A 13,146-nucleotide genomic window follows, 5' to 3' on the forward strand; every position below is an offset into this window, starting at 1 on the left:
GATGTCCCATCCCATGGATGCGAAGGACCACGCGCCGCGGTCCGGGGGCACCGAGCCCAGCGCCCCCGGCGCACCCGGTGCACCCGGTCCGGCCGGCGGGCCGGTGAGCGCCTCGGGCGCGGCCGGTCAGGACCGCGAGCCGCAGGCCGAGCGCCGCCGGGAGGGCGCCTCGGGGGCCTTCGCCCCGGCGGCCCTGAAGGCGCGCGCACTGCCTAAGCACGCGGTGTGGTACGTCGCGGCCGCCTCGATCATCGCCGCGATCGCCGCGTCCTTCCTCTTCACCGGCGGCTTCAGCATCGCCCTCGTGGCACTCCTGGCGGGGCTCATCAACCTCGCGGCGGTCTTCGCGTGGTCCGCCGCGGTCGAGGGCCGGCGCAAGGCCGTCGACCGCAGCGCCACCACCCTCGTGACCTCGTCGTTCCTCATCGCGTGCATCCCGCTCGTCTCGCTGCTGTGGATGACGGTGGCCAACGGCCTGCCGGTCATCATCGACAGCCCCACCGTGCTCACCCGCACGATGGCCGGGATGAAGGGCGTGTTCGACCAGAAGTTCGTCCACGGCGAGGGCCCGCTGGTGGGCGGCTTCTACCACGCGATCATCGGCACCCTGCTCATCACGCTGTTCGCCTCCATCATCTCGATTCCGATCGGCGTCCTCACCGCGATCTACCTCGTCGAGTATGCCAACCGGAACCGGCTGGGCAAGGCGATCACCTTCCTCGTCGACGTCATGACGGGCATCCCCTCGATCGTCGCCGGCCTCTTCGCGTTCGCGCTCTTCGGCACGGTCATCGGACTCGTCAGCCCGGGCAGCCTCGCGGACACGAAGTTCGGCTTCGCGGCCGCGGTCGCCCTGTCGGTGCTCATGATCCCCGTGGTCGTGCGCAACACGGAGGAGATCCTGCGCCTGGTCCCCATGGACCTGCGCGAGGCCTCCTACGCCCTGGGCGTGCCCAAGTGGAAGACGATCGTGAAGATCGTCCTGCCCACGGCGGTCTCCGGCATCCTCTCCGGCATCACCATCGCGATCGCCCGCGTGATCGGCGAGACCGCGCCCATCATGGTGACCGCCGGGTTCGCCACCTCGATGAACTGGAACGTCTTCTCCGGCTGGATGTCCACCCTGCCCACCTACATCTACGATTCGCAGATGCGCCCCACCTCGCCCGGTGTCGCCGCGATCGCCAGCTCCGACCGCGCGTGGGCGGCCGCGCTCGTCCTCATCCTCCTCGTCATGCTGCTGAACCTGGCAGCCCGCATCATCGCCCACGTCCTGGCCCCCAAGGCCGGGCGCTGAGCCCGGCTTCGGCCAGAAAGGTCTCCACACACATGTCGAAGCAGATCACGATCGACGACCTCAACATCTTCTACGGCGACTTCCGCGCCGTGGAGGGCGTGAGCATGCGCATCGAGCCGCGCACCGTCACCGCCTTCATCGGCCCCTCGGGCTGCGGCAAGTCCACCGTGCTGCGCACGCTCAACCGCATGCACGAGGTCATCCCCGGCGCCCACGTCAAGGGCTCCGTGAAGATGGACGGCCAGGACATCTACGCGGCGGGCGTCGATTCCGTCAACGTCCGCCGCGAGGTGGGCATGGTCTTCCAGCGGGCCAACCCGTTCCCCACGATGAGCATCAAGGAGAACGTGCTGGCCGGCGTGCGCCTCAACAGCCAGCGCCTGGGCCGCTCCGAGGCCGATGACATCGCGGAGCAGGCGCTCAAGGGCGCGAACCTGTGGAACGAGGTCAAGGACCGCCTGGGGCTGCCCGGCAGCGGACTGTCCGGCGGACAGCAGCAGCGCCTGTGCATCGCCCGCGCGATCGCGGTCAAGCCCTCCGTGCTGCTCATGGACGAGCCGTGCTCGGCCCTCGACCCCATCTCCACCCTGGCGATCGAGGACCTCATCAACGACCTGAAGGAGGAGTTCACGGTCGTCATCGTCACGCACAACATGCAGCAGGCCGCGCGCGTGTCGGACCGCACGGCGTTCTTCAACATCGCCGGCACCGGCAAGCCCGGCCACCTCATCGAGTACAAGGACACGGAGACGATCTTCTCCCGCCCGGACAAGGAGGAGACGCAGAACTACATCTCCGGCCGCTTCGGCTGACCGGGACCGGGGCTGAGCTGTGCTGCGGCGGCCCGGCATCCGCAGCACCGGGCAGCCGCAGGCGGGGGCGCCGTTCCGTGCCGCAGCCGCCGCCGAGGCGCGGGTCAGGCCCGCAGCGGCACGCGGGCCCGCACCCGGGCGGGGTCGAGGTTGCGCTTGACGAGCTTGCCCGTGGGCGTGCGCGGCAGCTCATCGACGACGCAGAGCACCCGCGGGATCTTGAACCGGGCCAGCCGATCGCGCAGGTGGGCGACGACGTCGGCCGCCAGCGCCTCGGCGGCGGCCTGGGGATCCGCATCGTCTGCCGAGCTCGGATCGGCCGCCGTCGCATACGCCACGACGATCTGCCCGAGCTCCTCGTCCGGCTCGCCCACGACGGCCACGTCGGAAAGCGCTGGGAGGAGCGCCAGTTCGTTCTCGATCTCCTGCGGGTAGATGTTCACGCCGCCGGAGCTGATGAGGAACCGCTGGCGGTCGGCCAGGTAGAGGAACCGGTCCTCGTCCATCCACCCCAGGTCGCCGATCGCGGTCCAGGTGGGGTGGTCCGGGTGGCGCGTGCCCGCGGTCTTGTCCGCGTCCTTAGAGTACTCGAACGCCTTGTCGTTCTCGAAGTAGATGACGCCCGCTTCGCCGGGCGGCAGCTCCTCGCCATCGGGCCCGCAGATGTGTGCGATGCCCTTGAGCCCGTCGCGGCCCACGGAGCCGGGGTGGGCCAGGGCGTCCTCGCTGCTGATCGCGGTGACGCCGTTGGCCTCCGTAGCGGCGTAGTACTCCCAGATCACCGGGCCCCACCACTCGATCATGGCCCGCTTGACCTCCACAGGGCACGGGGCCGCGGCGTGGACCGCCACCCGCAGCGAGGACGTGTCCGCTGCGCGCCGCACCTCCTCGGGCAGCTTGAGCATGCGCACGAACATCGTGGGCACCCACTGCGAATGGGTGACGCGGTAGCGCTCGATGACGGTCAGCGCCTCGCGCTCTTCGAAGCGCGGCATGATGACCGCGGTGCCGCCCTGCGCGTGGGTGGTCATGACGAAGCGGATGGGCGCGGCGTGGTAGAGCGGCGCAGGGGAGAGGTAGACGGTGTCGCGGTTAAAGCCCAGCAGCTTCGTGAACAGCTGGACGATCGCGACGTTGGGGTCCTCCACCGGCTGGTCGAGCGGCGCCGGGAGGATCCCCTTGGGCCGGCCGGTCGTGCCCGAGGAGTAGAGCATGTCGTCCCCGCGGGCCTCGTAGTCGGGCCGCTCGGGGCTGGCGGCGGCGAGCACCGCCTCGTAGTCGAGCAGCGGGCGCTCCGCACCGCCGCCGTCGACCCCGTCAGCGCCCACGCCGCGATCGGGCGCGCTGCTCCCGCCGATCACGATGATCTCCGGCACGTCCGCGCACGCCTCGATGAGCGCATACGCGTGCTCGAGGGTCCGGGAGACGAGCACGATCGCGGCATCGCAGTCGTGGACGATGTAGGAGACCTCGGACGGCGTCAGGTGGCGGTTGACGACCGTGATGAGCACGCCCGAGCGCTGCGCGGCCCAGTACGCCTCGATGATCTCGAACCGGTTCTCCGCGATGACCGCCACGTGGTCGCCCACGCCCAGGCCCGCGGCCCGGAAGTGGTTGGCCAAGCGCAGCGAGCGCTCCTCGAGCTGGGCGTAGCTCAGCTGCGCCCCGGTATCGGCCATGATGACCGCCGGCTTGTCCGGCGTCTGGGCCGCCCATTTCCCTGGATACATCCGCTCACTCCCTTGTGATCGTCACTGCTGGACTGCTGTGCCCATCGCGTCTGCCCGGGCCGGTCTCGTCCGCCCGGGCCGGTCGCGTGTGCGCACCGCGGGACCGGCGACCGCGGCCCCGCCGCGCTTCAGCGCGGGGCCATGCGGATAGCGCCGTCGAGTCGGATGACCTCGCCGTTGAGCATGGGGTTCTCGATGATGTGGGCGGCGAGCGCCGCGAACTCCTCGGGCTCCCCCAGCCGCGCCGGGTGCGGGACCTGTGCGCCCAGGAGGTCGAGGGTCTCCTGCGGTGCACCCAGCATGAGGGGCGTGCGGAAGATGCCGGGGGCGATCGTCATGACGCGGATCTGCGCGCTCGCCAGGTCGCGGGCGATCGGCAGGGTCATGCCGACGATCCCGCCCTTCGATGCCGAGTACGCGGCCTGGCCGATCTGCCCGTCATAGGCCGCGGCCGACGCGGTGCTGATGATGACGCCGCGCTCCTCGCCGATCGGCTCGTTGCGCTGCATCGCCTGCGCGGCCAGCCGGATGACGTTGAACGTCCCGATGAGGTTGACGCTCACCACCCGGGAGAACTGCTCAAGCGGGAACGGGCCCTTGCGCCCGGCCACCCTGGCAGAGCCCCCGATGCCCGCACAGCTGATCGCGAAGCGCAGCTCGCCGAGCTCCTCGGCGGCCTCCACCGCCGCGGCGACGTCGTCTTCGTCCGTGACATCGCCCGGCACGAAGGCGACCCCGCCGCCCAGCCGCTCGGCCACGGCGGCGCCATCGGAGCTGGGGAGGTCGAGGATGACGGCCTTGCCCCCGGCGGCCACGAGGCGCTGGGCCGTTGCGAGGCCCAGCCCGGAGGCGCCCCCGCTGATGAGTGCGGTGAGTCCGTGGATCTGCATGTGCTCCCCCTTGAGCATCCGGTGCGTAGGCACCCGGCGGGGCCCTGCACACCGACCGTTTGAACTTGCTGAACGATCTTTCAGTCCATTATGAAATCGACTACGCTCGCGGGCAAGAGCCGCGACGGTGCGCGTCCTCCGCCCCACGGCGGCGGGCAGCACCGGACCGCGGCGGCGCGGGACGCCGCCCCGCGCGTTCCCATCGACCCCGGGGCCCCGGCGGGGCACCCGGACAAGGAGCCGCAATGAAGCGCACCCTCTACGACGCCGACCACGAGGCCTACCGCGAGACCGTGGCCCGCTTCCTCGATGCAGAGGTGGCCCCGCACCTGGCGCAGTGGGAGGCGGACAAGCGCACGGACCGCGCCATGTGGAAAGCGGCCGCGGACGCCGGCATCATCGGCGCTTCGATCGCGGAGGAGTACGGCGGCGGAGGGGTCGAGGACTTCCGCTTCGACATGGTCCGCGCGGAGGAGATCGCCAAGCGCGGGCTCTCGAGCGCCACCGGCGGCTGGGGCGTCTCCGACGGCATCGTCCCCGGCTACTTCGCCGCCTTCGGCTCGGAGGAGCAGAAGCGGCGCTACCTGCCCGGCCTGGCCGCGGGCGAGCTCATCGGCGCGATCGCCATGACGGAGCCGGGGGCGGGCTCGGACCTGCAGAACATCCGCACGAAGGCGGTGCGCGATGGCGAGGACTGGGTGATCAGCGGCGCGAAGACATTCATCACGAACGGGCAGAACTGCGACTTCGTCATCGTCGTGGCCCGCACGAACGCCGAGGCGCCGGGCGCCCACGGCACCTCGCTGTTCATCGTCGACGCCGATGCCCAGGGCTTCAGCCGCGGGCGCAACCTCGACAAGGTGGGGCTGGCGGCGCAGGACACCTCGGAGCTGAGCTTCGACGAGGTGCGGGTGGGACCCGGCGCCCTGCTGGGCCAGGAGGGCGAGGGCTTCATCCACCTCATGGTCAACCTGCCCTATGAGCGACTCTCAATCGCGATGGGCGGCCTGGCCGGCGCCCGGGCCGTGCTGGGCTGGACCGGCGAATACGTGTTCAGCCGCGAGGCATTCGGGCAGACGATCGGGGACTTCCAGAACACCCAGTTCACGCTCGCGGAGCTCGAGACCCGCGTGGATGCGCTCGAGGCGTACGTGGACCGGTGCGCGCTGGCGCTCAACGCCGACGAGCTCACGGCCGTCGAGGCGGCGAAGGCCAAGCTGCTGGGCTCGGAGCTGCAGATCGAGGTGACGAATCGCTGCCTGCAGCTGTTCGGCGGCTACGGCTTCATGCTCGAGTACCCGATCGGGCGGGCGTTTCGCGACAGCCGCATCCAGTCGATCTACGGCGGGTCCAGCGAGGTCATGAAGTACATCGTGGGCAAGGACCTGAAGAAGCGCTACACACCCAAGCGCTGAACCGAGCCCGGCACGCGAGGCGCCGCCCGCCCGTGATGGGCGGGCGGCGCCTCGCGTGCCGGGCTCGTGCCGGCTGGCAGCGGGGGCTGCCGCCGCTTACTTCTTGCCGTCGACCAGGAGGCTCGCGGCAATCGCGCCGAGCCACATGTCCTTGGCCAGAGTCGTGCCGTCGTGGGTCCAGCGCACACCATCGGACTCGGTCATCGACGGGTTGCGGAAGTACATGCTGAGCATGCCGGCGGCGAAGCCGCCGAGCACCGCGCCGGCGAGGCGGTTGGGGATGAAGGGCGCGAGCAGCGCGCCGCCCACCGCGAACTCGCCGCCGATGATGAACTTCTTGAACTGCTCCGGCGTGAGCTTCTTCAGGTCCGGGATGCCCGTCTGGGCCCTGCCCTGCATGCCCTTGGCGGTCTCTTCGTCCATGCCGACCTTGCCGTAGGCGGAGTTGAGGATCCAGGCGCCGGTGACGCCGCGCATAATTGCCGTTCCCAGGCTCATGTTCTTGTCCTTTCGAGTGGACCGCTGTCGCGGCCGCTGAGCGCGGCCGACTCTCCCCCATTCTTGCACCCGGGCCGGACGCGAGCGGGCGAGGCCGCTCGCGAGTGGCCGGAGCGCACGTGACCGCGGTGCTGTGAGCAGGCGCGGGGGCGGAGCAGGCGCGTGGGCGCGAACCTGCGCGCCGACCCGGCATGCGCCTCGGCCTCCGGGCAACCGAAGCCGAGGTGCGTGCCGGGTGCGGGCGCACGCGCCGCCCGCGCTGGGGTGCTGGCGGTGCAGGCGACTGCGCGGTCTTCGCAGGCGCGCGCGGTCGGGGGACGGTGCGCTCAGGCCTGTTCGAGGTTGAGCGAGAACTCGATGGACCCGGAGTCCTCGACGGAGACGAAGCCCATGTCCGGCGCCTTGACGCCGTAGTCCTCCCACGTCACGGCGGTGGACCCGGTGACCGTCAGCCCGTCGTCGGACCTGCTGGCCTTCATGGTGACCGTGGCGTCCTGCTTCTTGCCGTTGATCTCCAGGGTGCCGGGGACCTCCACCTCGGCCGAGCCGTCGGAGGCGAGCGCCGCGAGGTCAGTGTCCGAATCGACGGTGAACGTGGCGTCGGGGTATTGCGAGGTGTCCACGGCCTTCGAGGTGAAGTACTTGTCGCGGCGGTCCTCGTCGGTGGTGACCGTGCTGAGGTCCACGGTGATCGTCGAGCCCTGCTTGAGGGAGGTCCCGTCGATCGTGATGTCGCCCTCGACGTCCTCGGTGCGGCCCACGACGGTCACGTCCTCGCCGTTGAGCACCTCGCCCACCCGGTAACCGGCCTGCGAGCCGTCGGCGGTCTTCCAGCTGCCGGAGATGTCGCCGGCCTGGCCCTGGTCCGTTGCGCTCTGGGAGGAGAAGGCGGCCGGGGCATTGGAGTTCTGGCTGTCGGCGTAGATGCGCACGCCGATGATCGCGGCGACGACCACGGCGATGACCGCGAGCACGGTGATGATCCAGGTCAGCGGCCTGGCGTACCAGGGGCGGCGGGCGACCGCGGCGGTGGCGCCGGCGCGGTGGGCGCCCGGCTGGCCGTGGCCGCCGGGCCGGTCGTCCTGGGGTCCGGGGTCTGCGGGGGTTCGCTCGGTATCCATGCCCCAAACGGTAGAAATTTGGACTATGTCTCAGCTGTGCGGCGGCTAGGCCGGACCTGCGGCCCGCACCGAGCGATGCTTGGCCTGAAAGTGCGGGGCTCGCGAGTGCCGCCCCGACGCGACCGCGTCGCGGCCGCGGTCGTGGGAGAATCGAGTCGATGGCCGACTCCCCCACTCGCGTGCGCCGGCACAGCCTCCTGCGCCGCTGCCTCGCCGCGCTGCTCGCGCTCGTCATCGTCGCAGGGATTGCGCTCGTCGCATGGACGCAGATCGGCGTCATGGGCCCCGAGGCCGGTCCCCTCGAGCGGGTGGAGCACGACGAGCGGATCGGGGTGAGCCAGACCTCGGCGGCGTATGCCATGCGACCGGTGGACGAGCGCGGGACAGCGGTGGGCCTCGTGTTCTACCCAGGTGCCAAGGTGGATCCGCGCAGCTATGCGGCCCGCCTGGCGGGGCTCGTGACGCAGCAGCACATGACCGTCGTCATCGCCAGGCCCTGGCTGGGCATGGCGCTGTTCGACCGCCGCGGTCTGGACGCGTTCACCTCCGCCGCACCCGAGGTGCGTGCCTGGATCGTGGGCGGGCACTCGCTGGGCGGCGTCCGGGCCTGCCAATCGGCGGAGGACGCGCAGGCGCTGCTGCTGTTCGGCTCCTACTGCGCGAACGACCTCTCCGGTTCGTCCTTGCCGGTCACGAGCCTGGCCGGCAGCGACGATGGCCTCTCGACACCGCAGAAGATCGCCGAGCACCGGCCGAACCTTCCCGCGGGCGCCGTCATGACGCAGATCGAGGGCGCCAACCACGCGAGCTTCGGCGACTACGGGCACCAGCGCGGCGACGGGGAGGCGACGATCGCGGACGCGGCGATGGACACGGCCGTGGTGCAGGCGGCGTCGCAGCTCGCAGGCCGGGTGCGCGGCTGAGCACAGACAGCCATCCTGGGCCGCGCGCGAGTGCCGGGTGCGGGCCGCGCGCGCTACGGTAGAACGGCAAGGGAGGCGATTGCCGTGCACAAGACCGCACTCATCAGCGCCTCCGCCACGGCGGCACTCGGCATCGCGATGCTGGCCGGCGCGTACTGGTGGAACGGCCACGAGCCCGCCGGCGAGCCAGCGGCCGGGGCGAACATCGGCGCCGGAGTGCTGGCGCTCTTCGGCGAGTGCTTCATGCTCCTGGGAGCGCTCATCCTCATCGTCTGGGCCGCAGCGGTGGTGATCGCGCGGGTCAGGCGGTCGGGGAGGCGGTGAGCACCGGCGCCGTCTGCGCCGTCCAACCCAGGATCCGCACGTACAGTGAGCGCATGACCTTCGCAGCCTGGACCTGTGCCGCAGTGACGCTCATCAGCGCAGGTGTGAGCGCCGGGTTCGCGTTCGCGGGACTGCGCGGTTCCACGGGGGCCGCTCGCACGGCCTCGAAGTACGGGCTGGCGCGCAGCCTGGCACTGCTCATCACCGCAATCGCAGCGCTAGTCGCCGCGAGGCCTGCGTTCATCGTCGCGATCGCGCTGGCGATGATCCTCGTTCAGGCGTTCGACACGGTCGTGGGGGTCACCATCCGCGACCGGATGAAGACCTATGGGCCCGCGGGCCTGGCGGTCGCACATGCCGCGGCTCTCGTCTGGATGTTGGTCGGCTGACGACGCCCAGCGAATGCAAAGCGCTGGCGTTCGCCGACGCCATCACGATCGACGGTTGCGGAAAACCGCTCAAGATCTTCGACATGGCGCGTGATGTCCCGGTCGCTGCTGTTCTCGCCTCTCGTCGATCGTGGCGCGCGTTGCCCAAGCGAGTTCACTCAGTTCGAGGGGAGCAAAGTCACCTAAGACGATTTCCAGCTGCTCGCGCATGAGAGCGTCGGAACGCGGGTGCGCGTCGACGACACAGTCCAGGACCGTTGGATTGGCAGAGCCCGACGTGCAGCTGCGGTCGACGAACCCTGTGAGGGAGACCCACGGACGAGGACTCACCCACGCGAATCGCGGGCGAGCCTCCCCCGAAGGCGAACCTGCTCCCGGCAGGGACCGTCAGCAGTGAGGGTCACGGTGCACTCACTCACCCCCGCCCCTGCGGAAAACCGCATTTTCCACATGTTGCCTGCGCCGCTCATGTTCATCTGTCCCGGCACGAATTGCCGACCACCGTATCTGCGAGGAGCCGTGGATGTCACAGGTTGCTACGCAATGTCTTCACGGTGGGCGCGCACTCGCACACAATCAGCGACGAGAAGCGCGCTTCTCTGTTCGATAGCTCAGAACCCCGTCGACAGCGAGGATGACGACTCCACCGACGAGGATGATGAGCGGTGCAGCAGCACCCACGGGACCGTTCATCCCGAGCAACCACCCCAGAAGGGCGATGGGGATCAGCGCCAGGGCCTTGAGACCAAACGTCTGAAGGTGTCGACGCCTGCTGTCGCCCCCTGTTGGGGAATCCGTCTGCCCCGAGACCATGTGCACCGAATCTCCTTGAGGTGATCGCGTCATCACCGGAAGCACCGGTGTGTGTGGAAGTGGCCTGCCATCGTTGCAGATCCTGTCGCTTCTGGGGAGGTCTGCGGCCGATGTGTCTATGTCTGGGCCTTCGAGGCGAAATCCTGGAACTCCGCGCCACCGACTGCAAGAACCGAATAACAAAGCCCCCACCAGCGTGGCGTCTCGTACCCTTGGAGGATCACCATCCCCAGGTGCTGAACGGATCGAGTGCGACATGACCGGGATCTTCCAGGGCACACCCCCCGACCCCTCCGAGCTTCTTCAACTGAGTCTGGCAGTGCCGGATACAGATGGCCCCACCGGTACCAGCTACCTCGTGTCGACCGTCACCGATGCCGCGCGCGATGCCCGCACCCTCGCCGAGGAGGGCGAGGGGCCCGAGATCATGTGGCGCTTCGCGGTCATGCAGGCCCTCGACACGTACCGCTCCCTGCTGCGCGGTGGGGGCGTGGAACTGGCGGCCCAGTTCTTCACGCCCGTTCCCCCAGCAACCGGGGCGGTGGAAATCGACGCGGCGTTTGCAGTGCTTGCCGCCTGGCTTGCCGAGCGCGACGGATGGACGCCCCCGGCATGGGTCTTCGATCCTGCCCGCACCACCGCACGGTGGTACGCCGACCTGCCGGTGGCGTTCATGCGTGCCGAGGCCGACGCCGAAAGCCCCGCAGCATTCGCCAGCCGCGGCGTCTACACCTCCACTGCCGGCCTGTCGCGCGCATGAGCCAGTCGCCCCCAGCACTTGGCGGCCGCGAGCTGCGCGCGCTTTTCGCCAAGGTCAGTGATGAACTCGCCACCCGCGGTGAGTCCGCCCAGCTGTTCGTCGTCGGCGGTGCAGCGAGGGCGCAGGCGAACTTGTCGATCTCATGCCGACCGACGATGTCCCAATCAACACCCTGTACCTCGTGGCCATGGCCCACTTACGCGACTAACCGCACGTCAACGCCGCCTGGAGCGCTTTCCTGCGTTCGAACAGCGCAAGCCAAGCGCCACAGTCCCGCGCTTCGGACCACCCGCCACTCAACAACCGGTAGACAGATCGCTGTCGATCAACATCCCCGGTCAGTTCAATGTGAACGCCCGGCTCCCCCTGCCCTCCTGCGCTGCACGATGGGAACCAGCGCGACCTTTGCATTCACGGTCTTCAAGTACTCGCGCAGTTCATCGGTGACGATCGGGACCGCATAGTTCACACAGAAGCCGACCCCGCCGACATACCCTCCACCGCCGGACACGTCACAATCGATTACGCCATCGTGATCGACGGTCTTGGAGTACCGCTCGAGTTCGTCGACATGCCGCGTGATATCACGTTGGCTGCTGCGATCGGCAATCGTGACACGAGTTGCCCAGGCGAGGTCGCTCAACTCCAGAGCAGCGAATTCGCCCACGACCAGCTCCAACCGCTCCCGCATCAGCTCGTCGGGGCGCGGGTGAGCGTCTACAACGCCCTCCATGACCGTTGGCCCGGCAGAGCCCGCCGTGCAACTGCGGTTAACAAACCCCGTGATGGAGACCCAGGGACTCGTCAGTTTCTCGACGCCGGGCAGCCCCTCGACCTGCACCCATTTCGCCTCGAGTGCCGCCTCCTCGACGAAATCGACATCTTCGCCTGGCTCGCCACCGCCCACCGAGTTGCCGGCGGCCTGGTCCCGAGGCTCGACCGCGCGAACGAAGACCCGTCCCCGCGGGTTGCGGGCGAGCTTCCCTCTAACGCGAACCTGCTCGTTCTGCACCGTCGTTATCGACTGACACGGGTGCAATCAGTGAACCCCGTCCGGCCCGTGAACCCACATTTCCCACTTGGTGTCCCCGGTCTTCTCGCGAACATATTTGTCTATCCCTCCAGGAGTGCCAGTTTTTCCATGCGACGAAACGCTATGAACGCGTAGCCGTCACACGTTGCCTTGGCTCGGAAACCGTCGGCGTAAACTCGCCAGACCTTGGCCACATGGGGTTGAGCGGTGCCAGGACGTACCTCCGAACCTACCGGGAGGCTTCGAACGGGTGGGCCCCGTGGGGATCGAACCCACGACCCGCGGGTTATGAGTTCCGCGATCTGCGTCACACAGTCATTCCCCTGACCATCTTCTCCAGCAGTAAGACCACACCACGCGTCGACGCACAGGCAAATACAGCGTGAACAGTGCCGCGCTACCGAAATTCCAGTACCAGCAGTACCATGCAAATGACCTGGATCACTCTGAAAGGGAGACGGCATTGGGTTTGATTTTCGTATGCTTCATCGCCGTGATCGTGGCCATCATTGGTGTCGTTCTGCGCATCGGCGTCACACTGTTGGTCAGCCTCGCTCTCGATCCACTGGGAACCGTGGTCTCATTGTTTCGCGTCGTTGCCTTCGCTACCACCGCAATCGCACTCCTCTCTCACTTGATGCTTCACGCCGACTCAGCCATTTCCGTGGCAGTCACCGCCGGCATCCTCTGGTTCGCAAGCTTCATCGTTCCTACACTTCTCAAGCGCCAGGACAAGGACGGCCCCGAACTGGTCAACTACGAATCGTGAAAGCGGCAATCGGTAGCCCGTCCCATAATCGCTCGCAGAACTGACCGACCACGGGTGCACCGCGCCCTACACAATCAACTCACCAGCTTTGCGGACTCGTGATATTCACCGACCCAACAGATTCGATATGCCTCCACACGACCAGCTCATCGCCGACTTTTACCGCACCTTCACTCTCGCACGCGCGGAAAGCACAGTCAACATTCGACTCCACTACGTATCTCGACTCCGCCACTGGGCCGAAGGGGACTGATGCACGATCAGGTGTCAGCTTGGTTTAGGCCGCCAGGGTGACGGTCGGGTTCATGATGGTCTCGTATTCGATGGGGGTCAATCGGCCCAGGCGGGCCTGACGCCGGCGGCGGTGGTAGG

Annotated in this window: 14 protein-coding genes; 8 read left to right on the forward strand and 6 right to left on the reverse strand. The window is 68.5% G+C overall.

Features of this window, described 5'->3' with window-relative positions:
- Position 1 precedes the first annotated feature (1 nt).
- Together pstA and pstB are read left to right on the forward strand one after the other, a co-directional pair.
- Positions 2–1,297: a phosphate ABC transporter permease PstA gene (pstA, locus tag GSY69_RS05975; RefSeq protein ID WP_235936327.1), complete on the forward strand. Its 1,296-nt coding sequence runs from the start codon at positions 2–4 to the stop codon at positions 1,295–1,297.
- Positions 1,298–1,329: 32 nt separating this feature from the next.
- Complete coding sequence (gene pstB / locus GSY69_RS05980) at positions 1,330–2,109, forward strand: phosphate ABC transporter ATP-binding protein PstB (protein ID WP_160952962.1); 780 nt, start codon at positions 1,330–1,332, stop codon at positions 2,107–2,109.
- Between the two features lie 104 nt (positions 2,110–2,213).
- Here the strand turns inward: pstB and GSY69_RS05985 are convergent, their stop codons facing one another.
- The gene (locus GSY69_RS05985) at positions 2,214–3,839 is read right to left on the reverse strand and encodes an AMP-binding protein (protein WP_160952963.1); all 1,626 of its coding nucleotides are present in this window, start codon (positions 3,837–3,839) and stop codon (positions 2,214–2,216) included.
- A 128-nt stretch (positions 3,840–3,967) separates the two neighbouring features.
- Complete coding sequence (locus tag GSY69_RS05990; RefSeq protein WP_160952964.1) at positions 3,968–4,729, reverse strand: SDR family NAD(P)-dependent oxidoreductase; 762 nt, start codon at positions 4,727–4,729, stop codon at positions 3,968–3,970.
- Positions 4,730–4,974: 245 nt separating this feature from the next.
- Here GSY69_RS05990 and GSY69_RS05995 point away from each other — a divergent pair, with 245 nt between their 5' ends.
- On the forward strand, positions 4,975–6,144 hold the full coding sequence (locus tag GSY69_RS05995) for an acyl-CoA dehydrogenase family protein (RefSeq protein ID WP_160952965.1): 1,170 nt from the start codon (positions 4,975–4,977) through the stop codon (positions 6,142–6,144).
- Positions 6,145–6,240: 96 nt separating this feature from the next.
- On the opposite strand, the gene GSY69_RS06000 is transcribed toward GSY69_RS05995, so the two are convergent.
- Both GSY69_RS06000 and GSY69_RS06005 read right to left on the reverse strand, forming a co-directional pair.
- Positions 6,241–6,642, reverse strand: coding sequence for a hypothetical protein (locus tag GSY69_RS06000; protein WP_160952966.1), 402 nt, complete (start codon positions 6,640–6,642; stop codon positions 6,241–6,243).
- Between the two features lie 326 nt (positions 6,643–6,968).
- Entirely contained in the window at positions 6,969–7,763 is a 795-nt protein-coding gene (locus GSY69_RS06005) for a YceI family protein (protein WP_160952967.1), read from the reverse strand.
- 158 nt (positions 7,764–7,921) lie between these two features.
- Between GSY69_RS06005 and GSY69_RS06010 the strand changes: the two genes are divergently transcribed.
- From GSY69_RS06010 to GSY69_RS14525, 3 genes are all read left to right on the forward strand, one after another.
- Positions 7,922–8,686 (forward strand): alpha/beta hydrolase, encoded by a 765-nt coding sequence (locus GSY69_RS06010; protein WP_160952968.1) that lies wholly within the window; start codon positions 7,922–7,924, stop codon positions 8,684–8,686.
- An 84-nt stretch (positions 8,687–8,770) separates the two neighbouring features.
- A complete protein-coding gene (locus GSY69_RS06015) occupies positions 8,771–9,010 on the forward strand; it encodes a hypothetical protein (protein WP_160952969.1) in 240 nt (79 codons plus the stop codon).
- A 53-nt stretch (positions 9,011–9,063) separates the two neighbouring features.
- Positions 9,064–9,399 (forward strand): hypothetical protein, encoded by a 336-nt coding sequence (locus tag GSY69_RS14525; protein ID WP_235936328.1) that lies wholly within the window; start codon positions 9,064–9,066, stop codon positions 9,397–9,399.
- Between the two features lie 576 nt (positions 9,400–9,975).
- On the opposite strand, the gene GSY69_RS06025 is transcribed toward GSY69_RS14525, so the two are convergent.
- On the reverse strand, positions 9,976–10,218 hold the full coding sequence (locus tag GSY69_RS06025; RefSeq protein ID WP_160952970.1) for a hypothetical protein: 243 nt from the start codon (positions 10,216–10,218) through the stop codon (positions 9,976–9,978).
- 250 nt (positions 10,219–10,468) lie between these two features.
- Here GSY69_RS06025 and GSY69_RS06030 point away from each other — a divergent pair, with 250 nt between their 5' ends.
- On the forward strand, positions 10,469–10,972 hold the full coding sequence (locus GSY69_RS06030) for a hypothetical protein (RefSeq protein WP_160952971.1): 504 nt from the start codon (positions 10,469–10,471) through the stop codon (positions 10,970–10,972).
- A gap of 343 nt (positions 10,973–11,315) precedes the next feature.
- Here the strand turns inward: GSY69_RS06030 and GSY69_RS06035 are convergent, their stop codons facing one another.
- Entirely contained in the window at positions 11,316–11,984 is a 669-nt protein-coding gene (locus tag GSY69_RS06035) for a hypothetical protein (protein ID WP_160952972.1), read from the reverse strand.
- A 403-nt stretch (positions 11,985–12,387) separates the two neighbouring features.
- On the opposite strand from GSY69_RS06035, the gene GSY69_RS06040 reads away from it, so the two are divergent.
- Positions 12,388–12,774, forward strand: coding sequence for a hypothetical protein (locus tag GSY69_RS06040; RefSeq protein ID WP_160952973.1), 387 nt, complete (start codon positions 12,388–12,390; stop codon positions 12,772–12,774).
- The last annotated feature ends 372 nt before the right edge of the window (positions 12,775–13,146 follow it).

The organism is Brevibacterium rongguiense (genome assembly GCF_009857845.1).
Classification (GTDB): Bacteria; Actinomycetota; Actinomycetes; order Actinomycetales; family Brevibacteriaceae; genus Brevibacterium; species Brevibacterium rongguiense.